21 protein-coding genes are annotated in these 21,318 nt (G+C 68.0%); 12 read left to right on the forward strand and 9 right to left on the reverse strand.

Annotated elements, in window-relative coordinates:
* The first annotated feature begins 50 nt into the window (after positions 1-50).
* The gene (locus IFT55_RS06295; RefSeq protein WP_192090167.1) at positions 51-392 is read left to right on the forward strand and encodes a hypothetical protein; all 342 of its coding nucleotides are present in this window, start codon (positions 51-53) and stop codon (positions 390-392) included.
* Here the strand turns inward: IFT55_RS06295 and IFT55_RS06300 are convergent, their stop codons facing one another.
* From IFT55_RS06300 to IFT55_RS06310, 3 genes are all read right to left on the reverse strand, one after another.
* Positions 393-1,157 carry a ubiquinone biosynthesis protein COQ4 gene (locus IFT55_RS06300; protein WP_249403630.1) on the reverse strand — a complete coding sequence of 255 codons (765 nt, stop codon included), beginning with the start codon at positions 1,155-1,157 and terminating at the stop codon, positions 393-395.
* 53 nt (positions 1,158-1,210) lie between these two features.
* Positions 1,211-2,314 (reverse strand): DUF475 domain-containing protein, encoded by a 1,104-nt coding sequence (locus tag IFT55_RS06305; RefSeq protein ID WP_342029244.1) that lies wholly within the window; start codon positions 2,312-2,314, stop codon positions 1,211-1,213.
* A gap of 258 nt (positions 2,315-2,572) precedes the next feature.
* Entirely contained in the window at positions 2,573-2,809 is a 237-nt protein-coding gene (locus IFT55_RS06310; RefSeq protein WP_192090169.1) for a hypothetical protein, read from the reverse strand.
* Between the two features lie 95 nt (positions 2,810-2,904).
* Here IFT55_RS06310 and IFT55_RS06315 point away from each other — a divergent pair, with 95 nt between their 5' ends.
* The 7 genes from IFT55_RS06315 (at position 2,905) to IFT55_RS06345 (ending at position 10,144) form a co-directional block, all read left to right on the forward strand.
* Entirely contained in the window at positions 2,905-4,734 is a 1,830-nt protein-coding gene (locus IFT55_RS06315; RefSeq protein WP_192090170.1) for an ABCB family ABC transporter ATP-binding protein/permease, read from the forward strand.
* Between the two features lie 88 nt (positions 4,735-4,822).
* Positions 4,823-5,758 (forward strand): alpha/beta hydrolase, encoded by a 936-nt coding sequence (locus tag IFT55_RS06320; protein WP_192090171.1) that lies wholly within the window; start codon positions 4,823-4,825, stop codon positions 5,756-5,758.
* Positions 5,755-6,543, forward strand: coding sequence for a class I SAM-dependent methyltransferase (locus IFT55_RS06325; RefSeq protein ID WP_192090172.1), 789 nt, complete (start codon positions 5,755-5,757; stop codon positions 6,541-6,543). Before IFT55_RS06320 ends, IFT55_RS06325 begins: the two co-directional genes overlap by 4 nt.
* 69 nt (positions 6,544-6,612) lie before the next feature.
* Complete coding sequence (gene recQ / locus IFT55_RS06330; RefSeq protein ID WP_192090173.1) at positions 6,613-8,379, forward strand: DNA helicase RecQ; 1,767 nt, start codon at positions 6,613-6,615, stop codon at positions 8,377-8,379.
* A 7-nt stretch (positions 8,380-8,386) separates the two neighbouring features.
* Complete coding sequence (locus IFT55_RS06335) at positions 8,387-8,869, forward strand: TIGR01244 family sulfur transferase (protein WP_249403631.1); 483 nt, start codon at positions 8,387-8,389, stop codon at positions 8,867-8,869.
* A gap of 92 nt (positions 8,870-8,961) precedes the next feature.
* Positions 8,962-9,255 carry an SEL1-like repeat protein gene (locus tag IFT55_RS06340; RefSeq protein ID WP_192090175.1) on the forward strand — a complete coding sequence of 98 codons (294 nt, stop codon included), beginning with the start codon at positions 8,962-8,964 and terminating at the stop codon, positions 9,253-9,255.
* Between the two features lie 79 nt (positions 9,256-9,334).
* A complete protein-coding gene (locus tag IFT55_RS06345) occupies positions 9,335-10,144 on the forward strand; it encodes a DUF72 domain-containing protein (protein WP_192090177.1) in 810 nt (269 codons plus the stop codon).
* 37 nt (positions 10,145-10,181) lie between these two features.
* Here IFT55_RS06345 and IFT55_RS06350 read toward each other — a convergent pair whose 3' ends face one another.
* Genes IFT55_RS06350 through hemC form a run of 3 tightly spaced genes read right to left on the reverse strand, consistent with a single transcriptional unit; the run spans position 10,182 to position 12,677 of the window.
* A complete protein-coding gene (locus IFT55_RS06350; protein ID WP_192090179.1) occupies positions 10,182-11,081 on the reverse strand; it encodes a hypothetical protein in 900 nt (299 codons plus the stop codon).
* Between the two features lie 31 nt (positions 11,082-11,112).
* Positions 11,113-11,769: a uroporphyrinogen-III synthase gene (locus IFT55_RS06355; protein WP_192090181.1), complete on the reverse strand. Its 657-nt coding sequence runs from the start codon at positions 11,767-11,769 to the stop codon at positions 11,113-11,115.
* Positions 11,766-12,677 carry a hydroxymethylbilane synthase gene (hemC, locus tag IFT55_RS06360; RefSeq protein ID WP_192090183.1) on the reverse strand — a complete coding sequence of 304 codons (912 nt, stop codon included), beginning with the start codon at positions 12,675-12,677 and terminating at the stop codon, positions 11,766-11,768. Before hemC ends, IFT55_RS06355 begins: the two co-directional genes overlap by 4 nt.
* Positions 12,678-13,045: 368 nt before the next feature.
* On the opposite strand from hemC, the gene IFT55_RS06365 reads away from it, so the two are divergent.
* The 3 genes from IFT55_RS06365 to IFT55_RS06375 all read left to right on the forward strand — a co-directional run bounded on the left by IFT55_RS06365 (position 13,046) and on the right by IFT55_RS06375 (position 16,158).
* Positions 13,046-13,957, forward strand: a complete 912-nt coding sequence (locus IFT55_RS06365) for a GGDEF domain-containing protein (protein ID WP_192090185.1) — start codon at positions 13,046-13,048, stop codon at positions 13,955-13,957.
* A gap of 183 nt (positions 13,958-14,140) precedes the next feature.
* Positions 14,141-15,187 (forward strand): tRNA (adenosine(37)-N6)-threonylcarbamoyltransferase complex transferase subunit TsaD, encoded by a 1,047-nt coding sequence (gene tsaD, locus IFT55_RS06370; RefSeq protein ID WP_192090187.1) that lies wholly within the window; start codon positions 14,141-14,143, stop codon positions 15,185-15,187.
* Positions 15,184-16,158, forward strand: coding sequence for an NAD(P)H-dependent glycerol-3-phosphate dehydrogenase (locus IFT55_RS06375; protein ID WP_192090189.1), 975 nt, complete (start codon positions 15,184-15,186; stop codon positions 16,156-16,158). Before tsaD ends, IFT55_RS06375 begins: the two co-directional genes overlap by 4 nt.
* Before the next feature lie 75 nt (positions 16,159-16,233).
* Here the strand turns inward: IFT55_RS06375 and IFT55_RS06380 are convergent, their stop codons facing one another.
* The 3 genes from IFT55_RS06380 to IFT55_RS06390 all read right to left on the reverse strand — a co-directional run bounded on the left by IFT55_RS06380 (position 16,234) and on the right by IFT55_RS06390 (position 19,839).
* Positions 16,234-18,060: an AsmA family protein gene (locus IFT55_RS06380; RefSeq protein WP_192090191.1), complete on the reverse strand. Its 1,827-nt coding sequence runs from the start codon at positions 18,058-18,060 to the stop codon at positions 16,234-16,236.
* Between the two features lie 738 nt (positions 18,061-18,798).
* A complete protein-coding gene (locus IFT55_RS06385) occupies positions 18,799-19,530 on the reverse strand; it encodes a hypothetical protein (protein ID WP_192090193.1) in 732 nt (243 codons plus the stop codon).
* 141 nt (positions 19,531-19,671) lie between these two features.
* On the reverse strand, positions 19,672-19,839 hold the full coding sequence (locus IFT55_RS06390) for a DUF1674 domain-containing protein (protein ID WP_192090195.1): 168 nt from the start codon (positions 19,837-19,839) through the stop codon (positions 19,672-19,674).
* A gap of 95 nt (positions 19,840-19,934) precedes the next feature.
* On the opposite strand from IFT55_RS06390, the gene IFT55_RS06395 reads away from it, so the two are divergent.
* Positions 19,935-21,203, forward strand: coding sequence for an RsmB/NOP family class I SAM-dependent RNA methyltransferase (locus tag IFT55_RS06395; protein WP_192090197.1), 1,269 nt, complete (start codon positions 19,935-19,937; stop codon positions 21,201-21,203).
* The last annotated feature ends 115 nt before the right edge of the window (positions 21,204-21,318 follow it).

Below are 21,318 nucleotides of genomic sequence, written 5' to 3' on the forward strand. Positions count from 1 at the left end.
TTTCCGCGCGCCTGGGAATTGGCACAGCGACATTACGACAGGATTTTCAGATGAACCGTTTCGCCCTCGCTGCCGCTGCTGCCTTCGCCGTTTCCGCCTGTGGCTCGCAGACGCCGCAGCAGCAGCACGCCGAACAGCTGCGCGATCAGGCGGACGCACAGGCCGACGCGATCGAGGCTGCGGCGGAGAACCAGACGGCGCAGATGAAGGTCGAATCGGAACAGCTGCTCAACCAGGCCGGTCAGAACGGCGATTACGATGCGCAGCGGCTGAAGGTGCGGGCCGAAGCGATCCGGGAGGAAGCGAAGCTGGTCGAACAGCAGGCCGAGGCGCGGGCGAAGGCGGTGCGCGACGCGGGCGAGGCACAGGCCAGCGCCGCGCTCGCCAAATAATCAGATCGCGTCGATCCCCTGCTCGGCAAGGCGATAGCGAGCGGCGAGATACCGGACGGGCGGTGCGATGCCCAACCGCTTTCGCGCCATGTCGATCGGTTCGGCCAGCAGGGCTTCGTAATCCTCCGCATGCAACCACCGCGCGCGGCGACCATGGCGATATCCTTCCCAGATCGCCGCCGCGACGCGTCGCTCACCGGTGACGCGCAGCGATTTTACCATCGCGCCCAGCGCGATCGCCGCCCAGCCCAGGCCACCGGTCTGCGCGTAGGAAAAGGCGACGAGGCATGCCTCGCCCAGATGCTCCTCGGCGGTATAGCCGGTCAGGATGTGCCAGATGTCGTGCACGTCGCGCTCGCGCCGGCCGAACCATGCGACGGGATGCTCCAGCTCGCGCCAGCCCTCGCCATCGGCATAGCTGATCTCGGCCAGCCCCTGTGCCGAAAACCCGGTGCGATCGAGGAACGCGCGATACTGTGCGCCAACGCTGCCATCGGGTAGCGCGTCGATCCAAACGCGATCGGAGAAGCGCTGCGACAGTTCGATCCGGCGATAGGCCAGACGCCCGCCACCCGGTTCGTCCAGCAACCGCCGATAGTTGCGATGGCTGGTATCGGCGTTGAGCGCGCGCATGATGCGGAACACCTGCACGGTATCGTTGCCATCGGCCAACAGCCGCCGCAACGCGGCCCATGCCGTGCGCCAGTCGCGCCGCATGGGCTGCACCACATCCATCCCGTCCGCATTCATCGCCTGCGTCGCCATAACCGGCTCCATTACTTACAATGGTGTCAGTATGGCGGCAGATGCGGTCGCGTTCAAGCCTTGTCGAGCGGCGCACCCGACGGCGAGACCGGGTCGGCCGCTTCCAGCGGATCGGCCGGGTCCTTGCGGTTCGCGCGTACCGACGACCAGAAGGCCAGCCCGATCAGCCCGGCACCGATCAGTCCGGTGATCGTCTCCGGGATATGGAACCGCGCCGACAGCAGCATGATCGCGGCCAGCGCGATGATCGCATAGAAGGCACCGTGTTCGAGATAGCGATATTGCGTCAGCGTCCCGTGATCGACCAGCATGATCGTCATCGATCGCACGAACATCGCGCCGATACCGAGGCCGAGTGCGATGATGAACAGGTTGTTCGACAAAGCGAACGCACCGATCACCCCGTCGAACGAGAAACTGGCATCCAGCACTTCGAGATACAGGAACGACGCCAGCCCCGAACGGCCCGCCGCGCCGACCGCCGCATCGCCATCGCCTTCCAGCACCGTGCCCAGCCCATGGACGATGATGAACACGACCAGCCCGAGCATACCCGATACCAGATAGGTCAACGCCTCTTCGGAACCGAGGAAACTCGACACGCCGTACAGCGTCAGCAGCACGATACCGATCGCCAGTCCGCTGATCTGCGACAGTCCCGCGATCGGCCGTTCGACCGGTCCGATCCAGTGCACGTCCTTTTCCTGGTCGAGGAAGAAGTTCAGCCCGACCATGCCCAGAAACGCGCCGCCGAAGCCCGCGATGCCGATATGCGCGCCCTCGATGATCCGCTGATAGGTCTGCGGATCGCCCGCCGCCAGCTTCACCGCCGCGATCGGGCCGATCCCCGCCGCGATTGCGACGATCGCCAGCGGAAACACGATCCGCATCCCGAACACCGCGATCAACACGCCCCATGTCAGGAACCGGTGACGCCATTTGTCGTCCATGTCGCGAAGAACGGTCGCGTTCACGACCGCATTGTCGAACGACAGCGACACTTCCAGGACGCCCAGCACCGCGGTGATCCAAAGGATCCCCAGCGTGCCGGCGACATTGCCGGTCAGTTCCCACCCCAGCCATCCCGCCAGCGCGAGACAGATGGCGGTAAAGATGAACGAGCCTTTATAGTATTTCAGCAGCACCGAAGCCCCCACGTGGTGATCCGCAGCCGGGGAGGCTGCCCTGTCGCACTGCGGCATAGCGTGTCGGACGCATTCGGGGAAGCACGGCGGAAGTACCAGTGCCACGGGCTGGCAATCGCGGATCGCACGTCGCGACCGCAGCCCTGGGTCATAACATTGCCGCTGCCCGACGATCGCCGTCGACCGTAAGCATTTCGCACGTCAGTCCCGTTTCGCCATTCAGACAGCGCCCTGCCCCGCCCCGACGGGCGTGAGCCATCGGCGGACCGGTCAGCCGTCGCGCCGTGCGTCCGGCTTGCGTTCCTGCGCCACCATCCCGCCGCCGCTTTGACAGGCGGCGGTGATGACCGGAAAGGACAGGTCGGTGTGCCGCGCCAATGCGGCAGGCATCGCGGCATTGCATTCGGCGACGCTGCTATAGGTCGCCGGTTCGACCCGTTCGCGGCTGCACGCACTGCCGTCGTCGCCGCAACCGAGGATCGCCATGACGTACAATAGAGGTGCCATTCGCCGTCTCCTTGCCCCTTCCAATCCATCAGCGGGCGATGCGTTCCCGGTGGCACGTTGCGCCGACGCGACCGGTTCCCCAAATGGGACCTGCAATGCCACCCGATACCCGAACCGCCTCCGGTCCCGCCCGGCCGATGCTGGCGACGCTCCGCCGTTTCCTGCCCTATCTCTGGCCGGAAGGGGCGACGGGGCTGAAGGTCCGCATCGTCGCCGCACTGATGCTGGTCGTCGCATCGAAGGTCGTGCAGGTGCGTGGAGCGCCGTTCGCGTTGCAGGGCGCGATCGACCGGATGGCGGCGGGATCGGGGCTTCCGTCCGACGACGTGCTATGGCTGGTGATTGCGCTGGTCGCGGGATATGCCGCCGCGCGCTTCGCCGGCACCCTGTTCGACAACCTGCGCAACGTGGTGTTCGAACGCGTCGGACAGGACGCCACCCGGCGGCTGGCGGCGGGGGTGTTCCGCCATCTTCATGCGCTGTCGCTGTCCTTCCATCTCAACCGGCGCACCGGTGCGGTGACCAAGGTGGTCGAACGCGGCACGAAGAGCATCGACACGATGCTGTACTTCCTGCTGTTCAACATCGCGCCGACCATCCTCGAACTGGGGCTGGTGCTGTGGATCTTCGGCACCCGCTTCGGGTCGTGGCTGGTCGGCGGCACGTTGGCGATGGTCGTCCTCTATATCGCCTTCACCCGCTGGGTGACCGACTGGCGCGCCAGCCTGCGCGAACGGATGAACGACCTCGATACCGGCGCGGTCGCGCATGCGGTCGATTCGCTGCTGAATTTTGAAACGGTCAAATATTTCGGAGCCGAAGCGCGCGAAGCCGCGCGCTACGACCGCGCCGTCGCGCACTATGCCGACGCGGCGGTAAAGTCCGAAAACTCGCTGGCGATGCTCAACATCGGACAGGCGCTGATTACCGGACTGATGCTGGCGGGCGGCATGACGCTGGTCGTCGTCGGATGGGCGCGCGGGCAGTTTTCGCCGGGCGATGTGGTGCTGGTATCGACGCTGCTCACGCAGCTGTTCCGGCCGCTCGACCTGCTTGGCATGGTGTACCGGACCGTTCGGCAGGGGGTGGTCGACATGGGATCGATGTTCGACCTGATCGACACGCCCGCCGATGTGACCGATGCGCCGGGCGCGGAGGCCATGAAGGTTACACAGGGGCATGTGCGGTTCGAACGCGTCTCGTTCGGCTATGGCGATGGTCGCCTGATTCTCGACGACATCGATATCGACGTGCCGGCGGGAACGACGCTGGCGGTGGTGGGGCCGTCGGGCGCGGGCAAGTCGACGCTCGCCCGGCTGCTGTTCCGTTTCTACGACCCGACCGGCGGACGGATCACGATCGATGGACAGGATATCGCGGGCGTGACGCAATCGTCGCTGCGTGCCGCGATCGGCATCGTGCCGCAGGACACCGTGCTGTTCAACGACACGATCGGGTACAACATCGCCTATGGCCGTGCCGATTCCGGCCCCGACGACGTGGCGCGCGCCGCACAGGGCGCATCGATCGCGGGCTTCATCGCCAGCCTGCCGCAAGGGTACGACACTCGCGTGGGCGAGCGCGGGCTGAAACTGTCGGGCGGCGAGAAACAGCGCGTGGCGATCGCGCGGACGCTGCTGAAGAACCCGCCGGTCCTGATCCTCGACGAAGCGACCAGCGCGCTGGACAGCCGGACGGAGGCGGACATCCTCGCCACGCTGGAAGCGATCGAACGCGGGCGGACGACGATCGTGATCGCGCACCGGCTGTCGACGGTGGTGCATGCCGATCGCATCATCGTGCTCGAACATGGTCGCATCGCCGAAAGCGGATCGCATGGCGAGTTGTTGCGCAAGGGCGGGGTATATACCGAAATGTGGGCACGACAGGCGGCCGAGCGGGAAGAAGCGCTTGCGGAGGCTTAGTCGCCGGGCGACCGCATAAAATCGTCATCGATCCCGTACGCGGGATATCTTGCGTCCGTTGCGCGTACGCTGCGGTACGGAGATCGCTATGAACAAATCGATGAAGACCGCCGTGACCACGACCGCGCTGATCGGCGGCGGATTAATATTGTGGACAGCGCTGGCGGCGGGTGCGGCCGGCGCGATCGTGCCGCCCGACGGCGAGTTCGTCGACGTGCCCGGTGCAAGGCTGCACGTCGTGGATACCGGCGGCGACGGGCCGGTCGCCGTGATGCTGCACGGCCTGTACGGACAGGTTCGCAATTTCTCCTACGCATTGACCCAGGAACTGGCGGGCTATCGGCTGATCCTCGTCGATCGTCCCGGCTGGGGCCATTCCACCGTCGATGGTACGCAGCCGCCGATCGAGGAACAGGCGCGGATGATCGCCGACCTGATCGACGTGATGGGTCTGACGCGTCCGCTGCTGGTGGGACATTCGATGGGTGGCGCGGTCGCGCTCGCACTGGCGCTCAACCATCCGGGCAAGGTGCGGGCGGTCGCGCTGATCGCGCCGCTGACGCGACCGATGCCGAAGATGCCGAAATGGCTGCGCGGCAACCCGCCGCCGGCCCCGGTGCGCGCCGTGACCGGCTGGACGGTCGCCGTCCCAACGCTGATGCTGACCGGTCCGGCGATCGCGAAACACGTCTTTGCACCCGACTCCGTACCCGGCGATTTCGGGACGCGCGGCGGCGGCGCGATCGGGATGCGTCCATCGAGCTATCAGGCCGCGACGTTCGAGCTTCACGACGCCAACCGCGCGACGGAAGCCATGGTAGCGCGGTATCCCTCCCTCGCCACGCCGGTCGCGATCCTGTACGGTCGCGACGACAAGCTGCTCGACCGGGACGTGCAAGGCAGGCGGACGGTGGAGGCGATCCCCGGCGCGACGCTGACCCTGATCGACGGCGGCCATATGATCCCGATCACCCGCCCGCGTGAAACCGCGCGCTGGCTGCGGGACGTAGCGATCGTGGCATGAAGCGGGTCGCGCTGACGATAATGGCGGCGGCCGCGCTGACCGGATGCAACGCCTATGGCGACGGCATGGGCAACATCCTGCGCGGGACGGGCATCGCCGCGCCCGAAGCCGACTATGACGTGCCCTATGTCCCCACGCCCGAACCGGTGGTCGATGCGATGCTCGACATTGCCGATGTCCGGCGTGGCGACATGCTGATCGATCTGGGATCGGGCGACGGCCGCATCGCGATCGCCGCCGCCCGTCGCGGAGCCAATGCCAGTGGCGTCGAGATCGACCCGGCGCTGGTCGAACGCGCCCGCCGCAACGCCGCGCTGCTCGGGCTGGAGGAACAGGCGCGCTTTTCCCGTGCGAACCTGTTCGACATTCCGCTGCGCGACGCGAGCGTGGTTACGCTGTACCTGCTGCCCCGCATCAACCTCGCGCTACGCCCCCGGCTGTTGACGGAAGCGAAGCCCGGCACGCGGATCGTCGCGCACGCGTTCGACATGGGCGACTGGCGTCCCGATGCCGAGCGGCTGGTCGGCGACCGGCGGATCTATCTATGGATCGTACCCGGCGTGGCGGGCGGCGAATGGCGCGTGACGATGGCCGATGGCCGCACCGCCATGCTGACGCTGGACCAGCGATTTCAGGACGTGACGGGCACGATGGACGGCGTTGCCGTGACCGGCGGGCTGCGCGGCACCGCGTTGCGGCTGGTCGCGGGCGGACGGGTGCTTACCGGCGCAATCGGCGACGATGGCATCACCGGCGAAGGATGGCGCGCGGTACGGACAAGCTGACGCCGGCAAGCGCGGCGGATTTGCCCCTGCCCCTCGACGCCGCCCCTGTGCATCCCTAGGTGCAGCGCGATGGTGCTCGACCCTATTCCCGTATTGCAGGCCACGTTCGGCTTTCCCGATTTCCGTGGCGTACAGCGACAGGTGGTCGACCGGGTGCTGGCGGGACAGCGGACGCTGGCGGTGATGCCGACCGGTGCGGGCAAATCGCTGACCTACCAATTACCGGCGCAGATGCTGTCGGGCACCTGCGTGGTGGTGTCGCCGCTCATCGCGTTGATGCATGACCAGTTGCGCGCGGCGACCGCCGTCGGCATCCGTGCCGCGACGTTGACCAGCGCCGACGACAATCGTGCGGAGACGATCGCGCGCTTTCGCGGCGGCGACCTCGACCTGCTCTACGTCGCGCCCGAACGGGCATCGAACGGCAGCTTCCGCGAACTGCTCGCCTCCGCGCCGCTGTCGCTGTTCGCGATCGACGAAGCGCATTGCGTCAGCGAATGGGGCCATGACTTCCGCCCCGATTATCGCCTGCTGCGCCCGTTGCTGGACCAGTTTCCCGATGTGCCGCGCCTTGCGCTCACCGCGACCGCCGACGCGCATACCCGCGCCGACATCCTCGAACAGCTCGGCATCGCGCAGGACGGGCTGATCGTCGCCGGGTTCGACCGGCCCAACATCCGCTACACCATCGCCCCGCGCGACAATGGCACGCGCCAGATCGCGGACCTGATCGCCGCCACCCCCGGCCCCGGCATCGTCTATGTCCAGTCGCGCGCGGGGACCGAACGGCTGGCCGAAGCGCTGGCGAAGACCGGGCGGCCGGTGCGCGTCTACCATGCCGGCCTGGACCCGGCGGTGCGCCAGCGCAACCAGCACGACTTCGTCGCGTCCGAAGACATGGTCATGGTCGCGACGATCGCGTTCGGCATGGGCATCGACAAGCCCGACGTCCGCTTCGTCGCGCATGCCGGGCTGCCCAAATCGATCGAGGCCTATTATCAGGAAACCGGACGCGCCGGACGCGACGGCGATCCGGCGGTGGCGCATCTGTTCTGGGGGGCCGACGACTTCGCCCGCGCCCGCCAGCGCATCGGCGAAGTCGAAGCCGCGCGCCAGCCGGGCGAGCGCCAGCGGCTGAACGCGCTCGGCGCGCTGGTCGAGACGGCAGGTTGCCGTCGCGCGATCCTGTTGCGGCATTTCGGCGAACACCCGCCCGAACGCTGCGGCAATTGCGACAATTGTCTGACCCCGCCCAAATCGGTCGATGCGACCGAAGTGGCGCGCAAATATCTGTCCGCCGTGTTCCGCACCGGACAGATGTTCGGCGCGGGCTATATCGAGGCGGTGCTGACCGGCCAGTCGACCGAACGGAGCCTGATGAACGGGCATGAGCAATTGTCGGTGTGGAACATCGTCGAGGGCGACGAAACGGCGTTGCTCAAGCCGGTCGGACGCGCGTTGCAATTGCGCGATGCCCTGCGCACCAACGATCATGGCGGGCTGGAATTTGGTCCCGCCGCGCGTGCGATCCTGAAGGGCGAGGCGGAACTGGCGCTGATCGTGCCGCCGAAACGCGAACGGCGGGCGCGGCGCGGCGGCGATGCGACGCCGAACCCGTCGGGCGATCCGCTGTTCGAGGCATTGCGCGCCAAGCGCCGCGAGCTGGCGCAGGCGGCGGGCGTGCCGCCCTATGTCATCTTCCACGATTCGGTGCTGCGCGAAATGGCGGCGGACCGTCCGCAGACGATCGGCGGCATGCGGCGCATCACCGGCGTCGGCGACAAGAAGCTGGAAGCCTATGGCGACGCCTTTCTGAGCGTCATCAAGTCCGCCTGAGGTCGACATGCGCCGCACCACGGAACTTGGGTTCGGCGTCGCGATGGGATATCGTTGCACGATGGACATTCGCCGTATCGACGACCGTATCTCGGTCAGCCCGCAAATCACCGTCGACGACATCCCCGCCATCAAGGCGGCGGGCTTCGTCGCGATCGTCAACAACCGCCCGGATGGCGAGGAACACGACCAGCCGACGGGCGATGCCATCGAACGCGCTGCCACCGCCGCCGGCCTCGGCTATCACGCGATTCCGATCACCCATGCGGGGTTCGGCCATCCGCAACTCGACGCGATGGCCACGGTCCTGACCGCGACCGACGGACCGGTCTTCGCCTATTGCCGGTCGGGCACCCGTTCGTGCAATCTCTGGGCGCTCGCCAGCGCGCGGGAAGGCAGCGATCCCGGCGAACTGGTCGCCCGCGCCGGTGCGGCGGGATACGACCTGTCGGGAATCCGGCCGACGCTGGATGCACTGCATCGACGCTGATCGAACAGCGTTATCGAAATCGTTTGCGGCGTTAACCCTATCGCAATGCAGCACGGGCATTCTGCATCCAGACCATAGGGGGTTCTGGGGGCATGGGCACGAGTCAAGGAAGCGCCGGCTATCTGATGGAAAGCCGGTTGAACGATGCGAAACGCGGCAACGAAACCGCGTGGTTCGAACTGGGTATCTGTTATTCCAGCGGCACCGGCGGCGCGGTGCTCGATCTGGTCGAAGCGCATAAATGGTTCAACCTCGCCGCCATGTCGGGGCTGGAACGCGCACAGGAATGTCGTGCCGAAATCGCCGGCGACATGAGCGCCCGTGAAATCGCCGCAGCGCAGAAAGCGGCGCGGGCGTTCCTTCAGGGTAGCGGACGGCTGAACTAGGCCGTAGCCCCGGTACGGGCCGTGCCGGTCGGACACGGGGTACTTGCCACGGACGGTCGCTTCGCGGCACGATGCCGCCATGACCACACCGGCTACCATCCGTATCGGCATCGGCGGCTGGACCTTTCCGCCATGGCGCGGCGGCGTCTTCTATCCCGAAGGACTGGCGCAGAAGCGCGAGCTGGAACATGCCGGCCGCGTGCTGACCGCGCTGGAAATCAACGCGACCTTTCACGGCACGCAAAAGCCCGCGAGTTTCGCCAACTGGGCCGCCGCCGTGCCCGACGGCTTCGTCTTCACGGTCAAGGCGTCGCGCTTCTGCACGAATCGCAAGGCGCTCGCCGACGGGGGCGAATCGATCGCGAAGTTCCTCGGGTCCGGGTTGTCCGAACTGGGCGACCGGCTTGGCCCGATCCTGTGGCAGTTCGCGGCGACCAAACGCTTCGATGCCGACGATTTCGATGCGTTTCTCGCGTTGTTGCCTGCCACGCAGGACGGCATCGCACTACGCCACGCGATCCACGTCCGCCACGAAAGTTTCGCGGTCCCGGAATTCGTCGCGATGGCGCGCAAGGCCGGGGTCGCGATCGTGTATGCCGATTCGGCCAAATATCCGGCGATCGCCGATGTGACGGGCGATTTTATCTACGCCCGCCTGGAAAACGCGGCGGAGGAGGTAACCACCGGCTATGATGATGCCGCGCTCGACCGCTGGGCGGATGCCGCCCGGTTATGGGCGGACGGCGGGGCGCCGGGCGGGCTACCCTATGTCGATCCCGCACCACCGGCCGGCAAACCACGCGACACCTTCGTCTTCTTCATCAACGGCGCAAAGGTGCGTGCGCCCGCCGGCGCACTGGCGTTGATCGAGCGGATCGGCAAAGGCTGACCTGCACTACCTGTCGGTCGGTCGGTCGGTCGGTCGATCAAAGCGAGGGCGCCAGCGGATCGGATGCGGGCGCGACCGCAGGAACCGGCACCGCCTGCGCCGCCGGGGCCGGCAGCGGCGCGTCCAGCGCGACCACTTCCAGATCGATCAGCGCATTTCGCGCGTCGAGATAACGGCGGGCCGACCGCATCCAGCCAGCGGCATTGGCGGCACCGGGCATGCGCTCGACCTCCGCCAACGCCAGTTCGACCTGCCCGGTATCCAGCCGCCGCCGCGCGCGCTCCAGTCGGTCGGCCGGGCGGCTGGTCGGGGTCGTACCCTGCCGCAGCACGATCAACTGGCTCGCCTCGCGGCGCAGCGATCCCCACCAGTCCTCGCCCACCGGCCCGCCGATCAGCTGCGGCGCGATCCCGTCGAGCGAACTGCGCAGATCCTCCAGCGTCACCGGCTGTGGCGCGATCGACAGGATGCGCCGGACCGCGTCGGGACGTTGCAGCGCGAACCGGTCGCGCAACTGCCCCTCCAGATGTTCGAGCGGACGGCCACGATCCAGCGCGCGGCTCACCGCCACGATCACCATCATGTTCTCGGCACGCGTGGCATAGCTGGCCGCCGCCCGCGCGCTGCCGTCGATCGCGGCCACCCGCTGTTCCAGCACCGCGATCTGCGCGCCCAGCGTCGCCTCGCGCGCGGTCAGCGCCTGTAACGTAGCGATCTGTGCCGATGGCTGCGGCTGCGCGACCGGGGCCGGCGCGGATGTCGGCACGGCGGCAGGCGTCGTTCCCCAGCCAAGGCGCGGCCCGATATAGGGCAACAGCGCCAGCGTCGCACCGATCCCGATCACGAAGGCGAGGATCGCGACGGCGATCCATCCCCGTCCCCGTGCACGCGGGCGCGCGCCGCTGTTCGCCACGAAGGGCGCGTCTTCGGTTGTCATGCCCGCCTTATCCGCCGCCGCGACGATGCGGTCAATCGGCGAGGGTACAGGCGGCGGCGATCGTCGCCGCGTCGATCGGGGCGTCCGCGATCGCGACCGCGCGCCACCCCGTTCCCAGCGCCGCGGCAATGGCTGCGGACAGTGCGGCGACCGCGATCTCCCCCCGCGCGCCGACCAGCGCGGCCAGTCGCTCGGCGGCGCGTACCGAATGGACCAGCGCGACCGATCCCGCCAGCATTGTCACATCAACGCGATCGACCGGATCGGCGGCATAGACGGCGCGGATGCCTGAGAGCGCGGGATGCCCCGCGACCGCCCGTTCGCGCCCGGTCAGCAGCAGCCCCCGGGTAACGCCGCCTGCCTGCGCCGCATCCAGCAGCGCCCGACCGTCCGCGATGCCGGTCGCGACGACGCGCAACCCGGCCGCCCGGGCCGCCGCCGCCGTCGCTGCACCCACCGCATGGACCGGCAACGCGGCATAGCGCGCCAATGCAGTCCCGGCGTGACGGACCGCATTGGCGCTGGTCAGGATCAGCGCGTCATGATCCTCGACCGGCGGCGCGGTCCACGCCAGCGCGACGATGTCGAACAACGGCAGACGGATCGCCATTCGCCCCGCCGCCTCGATCGCGGCGGCGGTGGCGGCATTACCCGGTTCGGGCCGCAGCACCGCCAGCGGACGGCTCACCGTGCGAACAGCCGTGCCACGATCTCGGGTGCACGCGCCAGCAGCGTTTCGGCAAGCGCGCGCGGCAGGTCGATATCGTCGATCGCGCCGCTGGTGATGCCGGCCACATGCGCACTGCCGTCCTGCGCCAGCAATTCCGCCGACAACGTCAGCACGTCGCCCGCGATCGTCGCCAGCGCGGCGACCGGCGAATGGCAATCCGCCCCCAGCGCGGCAAGGAACCCGCGTTCGGCGCGCACCGCCTGATGTGTCGGCGCATGGTCGATCGCCGCGACGTAACTCCGCGCGCGATCATCGTCGGCGCGCACCTCGATGCCGACGGCACCCTGCGCCGGGGCGGGCAACAGGATGGTCAACGGTACGGCGCTCCCGATATCATGCCTGCCGAGCCGTTCCAGCCCCGCCGCCGCGAGCAACGTCGCATCGACCTCTCCCGCCGCCAATTTGGCCAGCCGCGTGTCGACATTGCCGCGAAACAGCACGATCCGCGCATCGGGCCGGTGACGCAGCACCTGCGCCGCCCGGCGCGGACTGCTGGTGCCGACCACCCCGCCCGACCGCAGTTCGTCCAGCGTCGCGATCCCGACCAGCCGGTCGCGCACGTCGGCGCGGGGCAGCATGCCGCCGATGCGGATTTCGGTCGGGCGGATCGTCTCCACATCCTTCATCGAATGGACCGCCGCGTCGATCTCGCCGGCCAGCAGTGCGCGGTCCAGTTCCTTGGTCCACAGCGCCTTGCCACCGATCTCCGCCAGCGCGCGATCCTGCACCCGGTCGCCGGTGGTACGGATCGGCACGATCGCGATAGCGTCCGCATCGATCCCATGCGCCGTCGCCAGCGCCGCACGCACGGCATGCGCCTGTACCAGCGCCAGCGGCGATCCGCGCGTGCCCAGTCTGAACGTCATCGGCACCCGCTACGCATCGCGCGCGCATTCGGCAAGGCGCGAGAACGACCCGGTTCGCACCGCGGCGAAGCGACACGCGCGCAACCGCACCGCAAACCTGCCGCGGCAACCGGTCCGACAAGCAGCTTCATCAGGCGCAGCGCCGGTTTATTTGCCACCGGCTCATCGCAATCGACTGGCGCGCAGCAGCAATACATACGGGCGAATTGCAAAATATTCAGGTCCCGGCCGGCTATTTTGCCGCGAGGTAGAACGTTGACCTGAAACAACAAACCGTGCCGGACGCTCATTGTCCGGCGTGCCCCCATTATCGGTAAATTATAGAATGTTGCGTATCCGATCGATCTGATTTTCGGATTTTCCTCCAAATGCTACAAGTTCTGGAACATCTGACCGCGCTGCATTCGGCGAGCAATGCCCTGGTTGCCGTGTACGACCCTTACGACCGGGTCGCCTATGCCAACGCGGCGTTCCGGTCGGCCTTCTTTGTCCCGGATGGCGAACACCCGTTGTGGATCGATCTGATGCGACGCAATTATGCGCTGGGTCGCGGATCACGGATCGAAACTACGGATATCGAGGCGTGGCTGGTCTCGACACTGTCGCGTCGCGCGAAACTCGCCCAACGCGCGCTGGAATCCGATCTTGTCGACGGCCGCTGGCTGTGGATTGTCGAAACGACGCTCGCCAGCGGCTGGGGGCTGTTCATCGGCACCGACATAACGAATCTTCGCACGGACGAACGAAGCCTTCGACAGGCCCGTGATATCGCACTGCGCGCGGCGCAGACCGACGAACTGACCGGCCTTTCCAACCGCCGTCACATCATGTCGGTACTCGAAGCCGTCATCGCGCGGCGGACGATCTCGCAATCGGGCAAAGGTTGCGTAAGCGTGATCGACATCGATCATTTCAAACGCATCAACGACGTCTACGGACATCAGGTCGGTGACGAGGTATTAGTCGCCACCGGCCGGTTCATTCGCTCCGCCGTCCGGGTCAAGGATGCGTTCGGGCGGGTCGGCGGCGAAGAGTTCATGCTCGTCCTGCCCGACCTTACTCTCGATGAAGGTAAATGCGTCATCGCCGACGTACTTCGCCGGATACGCAAGTATCGGCCGTCGACGACCCATCCCGACATCGCCGTCACCTGCTCCGCCGGCCTGACCGAAATCCTTCCCGGCGACGATATCCGCACGGTCTTTGCACGGGCGGACGGCAATCTGTACGAGGCCAAACGACGGGGTCGCGACCGGTCGGTATCGTGCGGCACAGACTGAACCGCCACGATCGACCATGGCATGCGCCAATCCGCCGTTCGGATGGACGGCCGGCCGGCACCGGGCCACAGTCTGTGTGCGAACGCACCGGCGACCTGCCGGCACGAACCGATCGCTTTCCGCACGCCTGCGAATTGAAATCCTCCATTCGCCCCGCGCGCCAAACCGCGCTACAGCGCGCCCATGTCCGCGTCCGCACCCCTTGTCCTCGGCATCGAATCCAGTTGTGACGAAACCGCCGTCGCGGTCGTTCGTGGCGACCGCTCTATCCTGTCGCACCGGCTGGCGGGACAGGAAGCGGCGCACGCGCCCTATGGCGGGGTGGTGCCGGAAATCGCGGCGCGGGCGCATGTCGAAATCCTGCCCGCACTGGTCGAAGGTGCGCTGGCCGATGCGAAGGTCGCGCTCGCGGATATCGATGCCGTCGCCGCGACCGCCGGACCGGGCCTGATCGGCGGAGTGATGGTCGGTCTGGTGATGGGCAAGGCGCTGGCTCATGCCGCCGGAAAGCCGCTCGTGGCGGTCAATCATCTAGAAGGACACGCGCTGTCGCCGCGCCTGACCGATCCCGACCTGACCTTCCCGTATCTGCTGTTGCTGGTATCGGGTGGTCATTGCCAGTTGCTGCGGGTCGACGGCGTGGGCGCCTATCGCCGGCTGGGCACGACGATCGACGACGCGGCGGGGGAAGCGTTCGACAAGACCGCCAAGCTGCTCGGCCTGGGATATCCCGGCGGGCCGCGTGTCGAGGAATCGGCACGCGCTGGCGATCCGAAGTCCGTCCCGTTGCCGCGCCCGCTGATCGGATCGGCCGATCCGCATTTCTCGTTCGCCGGCTTGAAAAGCGCGGTGCTGCGCGCGCATGCGGCGGGCAAGTACAGCATCCCCGATATCGCCGCCTCATTCCAGCAGGCGGTGGTCGATTGCCTGATCGATCGTACCCTGCGCGCGCTCGACATGGCGGGTCCGGTCGACGCGCTGGTCGTGGCGGGCGGGGTCGCCGCGAACCGCGCGGTCCGCACCGCGCTGGAACGACTGGCGGAAGGGCGCGGCCTGCGCTTCGTCGCGCCGCCGCTATGGCTGTGTACCGACAACGCGGCAATGATCGCATGGGCCGGGGCGGAGCGGTTCATGGCGGGGCATACCGACCCGCTGGACGTGGCGGCGCGCCCACGCTGGCCGCTCGATCCACAGGCGGACAAGGTACGCGGTGCAGGAGTGAAGGCATGAGGATCGCGGTGATCGGCGGCGGCGCATGGGGCACCGCGCTGGCACAGGTGGCGGCGCGCGGCGGCCCGGTGACGTTGTGGGCGCGTGAGGGCGACGTGGTCGAATCGATCAATCGCGCACATGAAAATCCGGTGTTCCTGCCGGGCGTGGCGCTGTCGCCCGCGATCCTTGCCACAGGCGACGTGCGCGATCTGGCCTCGGCCGACGCGCTGCTGGTCGTCGTCCCGGCGCAGCATGTCCGCGCGGTCCTCTCGACGATCGACGTCGGCACCCGCGCGCTGGTGCTGTGCGCCAAGGGGATCGAGGCGGGCAGCCGGATGCTGGTCGGCGAAGTCGCGCAGGCGGTGCATCCGCAGGCCCCGGTGGCGGTGCTGTCCGGTCCGACCTTCGCGCACGAGGTCGCGGGCGGCAAGCCGACAGCGGTGACGCTTGCCTGCGCCGATCCGGTGCTGCGCGCCCGGCTGGCCGAACGAATCGCCGCGCCCGCGTTCCGCCCCTATGCGTCCGACGACGTCACCGGCGCGGAGATCGGCGGCGCGGTCAAGAACGTGCTGGCGATCGCGTGCGGCGTGGTCGACGGCGCGGGGCTGGGCCAGAACGCCCGCGCCTCGGTCGTCGCGCGCGGCTTTGCCGAAATGACGCGGTTCGGACTGGCGCGCGGCGCTCGCGCGGAGACGCTGGCTGGCCTCTCGGGGCTGGGCGATCTGGTGCTGACCTGTTCGTCCACCGCGTCGCGCAACTATTCGCTGGGCGTTGGGCTGGGCCGTGGCGAGGCGGCAACGACCCTGCTCGCCGATCGCCGCACGGTGGCGGAAGGCGCGTTCACCGCCCCTGTACTGGCCGAAGCGGCGGCGGAGGCCGGCGTCGACATGCCGGTGACGGCAGCGGTCGGCGCACTGCTGGCAGGCACGCCAGTGGCACAGGTCATCGACGCGCTGCTCAGCCGCCCGCTGCGGGCCGAAGGAGTGTAGGCGGACCGGATCGCTGCCACGCGTAAGGCGACCGGCCGCCTTACCCTCGACGTCGCTACCGCACCCCATCACCCCCTACCGCAACACCCGCCGCACCAGCGCACCGCAATCGGCATTCCCCGCCAACGGTGCCTGATCGCCGCCGATCGCCTTCCCCAGCATGCGCAGGATCCCGCCCGCGCTCTTCACGCCGGGAGGAATCGCGATTTGCGGCGATTGGAGCCGCCCGGTGACGCGCACCGGCTGGTCCAGCCGCAACAGGCTGCGCTGTTTCGGCGCACCCGTCAGTGCGATCGACAGCGTTTCGTCGGCCAGGTTTACCCGCCCCTGCCCCCGCGTCTGTGCGCGCGACGTGTCGACGATCATCGGGTCGAGCCGCCCGATCCCGTTCCTGACGTCCAGCCGCAACGCCACGCAGCGCAGCCGCGCCCGCGCGTCCTCGTCGGTGGTCACCCCCCGCGCGACGTCGGCTCCCAGCAACGATGCCATCTTCGCGGGCAGCGTCCCGCCCGTCGCGGCAAGGCCGATCATGCCGTCCGCCCGACCGATCGCCGCGCGGATCGTGTCGCCGCTGCCGACCAGCCGCATCCGCCCGGTCAACGGCGCATCGACCGGCGCACCTCCGGCAAAGGTCGAGATTCGCGAATCGGACAGCGCCAGATCGAACGTCACGCGCGGCGTCGTGCGATCGCGCTGGTCGATCACCGCGCTGCCGGCGATCCGCCCCTGTGCCAGCGCCAGCGTCAACGGCCGGACCGTCAGCCGACTGTGGTCGATCGCCAGCGTCGCGTCGAGGCTGCGCAACCCGTCTCCGTCGAGCATCCGGTCGACCCGGATCGCCAGCCGTCCGTCCAGCGTGTCCAGCTTGGCAAGGTTGATCCGCGTTCCCGGCAGCACGCGCGGGCCGATCCGCCGTTCGATCGCGGCGGCGCGGGCGCGGCCTTCGTCGGTGGCAAGATCGTCGAACGACAGCGTCGCGAAATGGAGGCGACCATCGACGCCGGTGCGACCATCCGCCCTGGTAATCGTTGCACTGCCGCGCGTCAGTCGCGACCGTCCGATCGTCCCGGCCAGCCGTTCGACCGTCCATGTCGTGCCGTCGTGCCGCACCCGCGCACGCAGGTCGACCGGTTGCGTGCCGAACAACCCCGCCTCGATCAGCGCATCCAGCGTCTTGAGGTCGTTCGCACGCGCGGTCAGGTCTACGGTCATGCGGTCGGTGCCCAGCGGCGTCGCCATCACCCCGTTGGCATCCACCGTGATCGTCGGCCCTGCGACGCGCACCGCGAACGGCCATGGCCCGTCGCCGCGAATGACCGGCCCGGTCAGTGCGACACGAACTGGTCGATCGTCGATCGCCCCCGTTCCCGCCGCGCGGAAACCGTTCGCGTTCGACGTCACCGTGACGGCGAAGCGCCGGTTCTGCACCGCGTCGCGATAGTCGATCACGAGATCGCGTACCGTCAGACTGGTGATCGCCGCCGCCGACCCGCTTTCGCCGCGCTTGTCCGGCGACCAGTTCTTGCGGCCGTCGCGCGATCGCACCATCGCCACGCGTCCGCCCTCTACCGCCAGCGCCTGAAGATCGAAGTTGCCGCGCAACAACGGCAGCACCTTGAAGCGCAGGTCGACGCGGTCGAGCCGGACCAGATCGCCCGTCCCCGCCCATGACGGCTGCGCGATCGTCAGGTCGCGCACGATCAGCGTCGGGGAAAAGGACAGCGGCTCGATCCGTTCGATCGTGCCGATCGACACGTCCGACCCGAAGCGCTGCGATAACGACCGGCTGACCCGGTCGCGCAACACGCCCCACGGAAACGCCGCCAATATCAGCAGGACGACCAGAAACAGTCCGACCAGACTGCCGAGGAGAATGCGCCAGAAGCGGGGAAGCGTTGCCATCCTGCGACGAAAGCCCGGATCGCGCGCTTCGTTCCGCCCGCGCAATTAACGGACGGAAATATCGTATGCAATGTATCGGCTGCATCCGACAGGCCGTTCGCGACGGCATGCCGGAGCATGCCGAAGGGCCGCCGGGCATGGTCAGCGATGTCCGCCGGTAATCCGAGCCGCTCGATCCAACCTCCTGCCGCGACTGTATGCGTCCGAAATAGGACGACATCGCTGTTCGCGGGCATGGCAACCTACCGTATCGCGCGATGGTCTGACGGCTGCGATTACGACAGGACAGCCTTGGCCGGATCGACATGCAGCGCGACGGTGCCTCGTGGCCGGCCGGACGGTCACCCGCCATCCGGCGTCCACCGTGCAGCCATCGTTGGCGATCGAGCGGTTGTCCGCCTGCGTTCGGGCGGACACCGGGACAGGTCGGTGTGACGACAGGCAGCAAATCGTTCGCTCAATTTCGATCCGCCCTCGGAACCGGTCCGACGTGACCGCGTCGAAAGGCGGTCCGGCGAAACATCGCCGAACATTGATCGTCACTTGGTGCGACGGAACGGTTGTCAGCTATGTTCCCCGACAGCCTTCGCTTCCCGTCACGCCGGGGCGTGATTGCAGCCGGTCGGAATGCCGTATGCCGATCGAAAGCGTCGGCGTCGCGTTCGACGGTGACTCACCCGCCCCGAGCCGCCCGGTAACCGCGCTGATACCTTGCGCCACCAACCGCTCCACCGTCCGTCAGGCGAAGGTCGACCCCGCCAATATTGCCGACGTGATGTCGAACCCGCTTTTATAGACCCGCAGTTCGGACGTGGCCGCATCGAAGGTCAGTATGAATCCGCCCGGGATGGTCCGCAGCGAAAAACTGTTCAGTTTCAACCGGTCGTCGGTGCCGACGTCGAACGCGGGACCGTCGATGCCATAGCGCGTCAGCGCCGACGCGCTGGCAAAGGCATTGGCGCGCGCCTGCGCCATATAGGTCTGCGCGTCGGCAAGCACGCGCTGCAGCGTCTGATCGCCATGCGTATCGCGAAGACGCTGCAACACCGCCGGGTCCGAATAGGCCCCGCCATTGGCCGCGCGCACGTCGCTGGCCGCCCGGCCGACGCTGCGCACTGCGTCGATCAACGGCTGCGGCGCATGCAGATTGCGGCCAAGCGCGGATTCGAGGCCGTCCTGCTGCATGGCGGGTGGCTGATCCGCCAGCGGAACCACCCCGCCCGCTGGCACCATGCCGGCGCGCAGATCGTCGGCCTTCGTGGAACGGACCGCGTCGTCTTCCTCGCGACGCCCCATTTCACGCAATTTGCCGGTATAATGTTCGGCGACGTTCCGCACCCGGTCGTCGCCCGCCGCCATCTTGTCGGCAGTCTCGGTTGCCTCTTGCGATATGTCGATGATGACCGCCGGCCCGAACGGATCGCCCCGGTCGGGCATCGCGGCGTCGTCGGGCGGAGTCACCTTCGGCACGGGCGGCGTCGACGATGCGGTCGCAGCCGTATGCGAAGCGTGCGACGGACCTCCGGCAATCGTCGACATGATGCATTCCCCCCGGAACGGACTATAACAATCCTGTATAGCAGGGGATCGGGGCCGCCGGTCGCGACCCCGTCAGAAATCGATGGCAATGCCTTTCGATTCCCAGTCGCCATAGCGTACCGGGTTGCGGCCCAGCGGGTCGTCGGCGTCCGACTTGCCCGGAACGGCCTGCGGAACCGGGACCGGCGGCGACTTCGACAGATAGGCCGGTGGCTTCACATGTGCGGGGCGGTTGCCCATAGGGGTTTCTCCGGTTCGATCGATCCTCGATCTCGGCGGACCAACGACAGGATTCAAGTGACGCCTCTCAATTCCCTTCGATCGGCCAAGTACTGATGGCCCGCCCCCGGCTCTCGCCCGACGCACCCGAAGCGCCCGGCCTGCCCGCGCGACGTGCCGCGCTGCGCCTGCTCGACGCGGTGCTGCGCCGTGGCCTGCCGCTGGAAGCCGCGCTGGCCGGTGCCACCGGCGATCTCGAACGGCGCGAGGATCGCGGGCTGGCCCATGCCATCGCCGCTGCCGTGCTGCGTCGCCTGCCCGATCTGGACGCGCTGATCGACGGCGCGACGCAGCGTCCCTTGCCCGACGATGCCAAGGCGCGGTTCGTGCTGCGGATCGCGCTGGCGCAGGCGCTGGTGCTGGGCACGCCGCCGCATGCCGCGATCGCGACGGCGCTGCCGCTGGTCGACGGCGGACCGCGCAAGCTGGTCCATGGGGTGTTCGGCACGCTGATGCGCGGCAACGCGCGGCTGCCCGATGCCGCGACGCTGCCCGCCGATACCGATGCCCGCTGGTCGGCGGCGTGGGGCGAGGAAATGGTGATCGCCGCCGCGCTTGCCATCGCGCAGCAACCCCTGCTCGACCTGTCGCTGCGGGGCGATGCGGGACCGGACGGCGTGGCGCTGGCCGAACGACATCGACGGCTGCGCGATGCCGGGCCGATCGCCACGCTGCCCGGATATGACGCGGGCGAATGGTGGGTACAGGATCTGGCGGCGTCGATCCCGGCGCGGCTGCTGGGCAACGGCCCCGGTCACGCGATCGACCTGTGCGCGGCACCGGGCGGCAAGACGCTGCAACTGGCGGCGGCGGGTTGGACCGTCACCGCGCTCGATTCGTCCGAAAGCCGTCTGGCCCGGCTGTCCGAAAATCTGGCGCGCACGCAATTGTCGGCCGACGTCATCACCGGCGACGCACTGGTGTGGAAGCCGGCGGCACCCGCCGATGCGGTGTTGCTGGACGCGCCGTGCAGCGCGACCGGCATCTTCCGCCGCCATCCCGACGTGCTCCACCGCGTCCGTCCGTCGATCATCGCGGAAACGGTCGCGCTCCAGACGCGACTGCTGAACCGCGCCGCCGAATGGGTGAAGCCCGGCGGACGGCTGGTCTATGCCACCTGCTCGCTCGAACTGGCGGAGGGCGAGGCGCAGCTCGACCGGTTCCTTGCCGCACGGTCCGATTACGCGATCGAACCGGCGACGGCGGCCGAATTGCCCGATGGGGTCGCGGCGCATGATCGCGGCTATGTGCGGACGCTGCCGGGCATGCTGGCCGATGCGGGCGGACTGGACGGGTTCTTCATCGTGCGGCTGCGGCGAAGCTGAACGCAAACGCGAGTGCGATGGATCGTGGTCGCCACCCATATCCCATCGCACCCGCGTTTTCGTACCTTTGCGTGACCCCGATTCGGTCAACCCGCCCTTGCCGGGGTGCGGCATC

The organism is Sphingomonas sp. CFBP 13720 (assembly GCF_014842075.1).
Taxonomy (GTDB): Bacteria; Pseudomonadota; Alphaproteobacteria; order Sphingomonadales; family Sphingomonadaceae; genus Sphingomonas.

What these genes read in the sequence shown, in the direction of transcription:
- IFT55_RS06345 (WP_192090177.1), top strand. Translation starts at nt 9,335, where the DNA reads ATGACCACACCGGCTACCATCCGTATCGGCATCGGCGGCTGGACCTTT.
- IFT55_RS06340 (WP_192090175.1), top strand. Translation starts at nt 8,962, where the DNA reads ATGGGCACGAGTCAAGGAAGCGCCGGCTATCTGATGGAAAGCCGGTTG.
- IFT55_RS06325 (WP_192090172.1), top strand. Translation starts at nt 5,755, where the DNA reads ATGAAGCGGGTCGCGCTGACGATAATGGCGGCGGCCGCGCTGACCGGA.
- IFT55_RS06295 (WP_192090167.1), top strand. Translation starts at nt 51, where the DNA reads ATGAACCGTTTCGCCCTCGCTGCCGCTGCTGCCTTCGCCGTTTCCGCC.
- IFT55_RS06300 (WP_249403630.1), bottom strand. Translation starts at nt 1,157, where the DNA reads ATGGCGACGCAGGCGATGAATGCGGACGGGATGGATGTGGTGCAGCCC.
- tsaD (WP_192090187.1), top strand. Translation starts at nt 14,141, where the DNA reads ATGTCCGCGTCCGCACCCCTTGTCCTCGGCATCGAATCCAGTTGTGAC.
- hemC (WP_192090183.1), bottom strand. Translation starts at nt 12,677, where the DNA reads ATGACGTTCAGACTGGGCACGCGCGGATCGCCGCTGGCGCTGGTACAG.
- IFT55_RS06310 (WP_192090169.1), bottom strand. Translation starts at nt 2,809, where the DNA reads ATGGCACCTCTATTGTACGTCATGGCGATCCTCGGTTGCGGCGACGAC.
- IFT55_RS06395 (WP_192090197.1), top strand. Translation starts at nt 19,935, where the DNA reads ATGGCCCGCCCCCGGCTCTCGCCCGACGCACCCGAAGCGCCCGGCCTG.
- recQ (WP_192090173.1), top strand. Translation starts at nt 6,613, where the DNA reads ATGGTGCTCGACCCTATTCCCGTATTGCAGGCCACGTTCGGCTTTCCC.
- IFT55_RS06365 (WP_192090185.1), top strand. Translation starts at nt 13,046, where the DNA reads ATGCTACAAGTTCTGGAACATCTGACCGCGCTGCATTCGGCGAGCAAT.
- IFT55_RS06380 (WP_192090191.1), bottom strand. Translation starts at nt 18,060, where the DNA reads ATGGCAACGCTTCCCCGCTTCTGGCGCATTCTCCTCGGCAGTCTGGTC.
- IFT55_RS06335 (WP_249403631.1), top strand. Translation starts at nt 8,387, where the DNA reads ATGCGCCGCACCACGGAACTTGGGTTCGGCGTCGCGATGGGATATCGT.
- IFT55_RS06315 (WP_192090170.1), top strand. Translation starts at nt 2,905, where the DNA reads ATGCCACCCGATACCCGAACCGCCTCCGGTCCCGCCCGGCCGATGCTG.
- IFT55_RS06320 (WP_192090171.1), top strand. Translation starts at nt 4,823, where the DNA reads ATGAACAAATCGATGAAGACCGCCGTGACCACGACCGCGCTGATCGGC.
- IFT55_RS06375 (WP_192090189.1), top strand. Translation starts at nt 15,184, where the DNA reads ATGAGGATCGCGGTGATCGGCGGCGGCGCATGGGGCACCGCGCTGGCA.
- IFT55_RS06350 (WP_192090179.1), bottom strand. Translation starts at nt 11,081, where the DNA reads ATGACAACCGAAGACGCGCCCTTCGTGGCGAACAGCGGCGCGCGCCCG.
- IFT55_RS06390 (WP_192090195.1), bottom strand. Translation starts at nt 19,839, where the DNA reads ATGGGCAACCGCCCCGCACATGTGAAGCCACCGGCCTATCTGTCGAAG.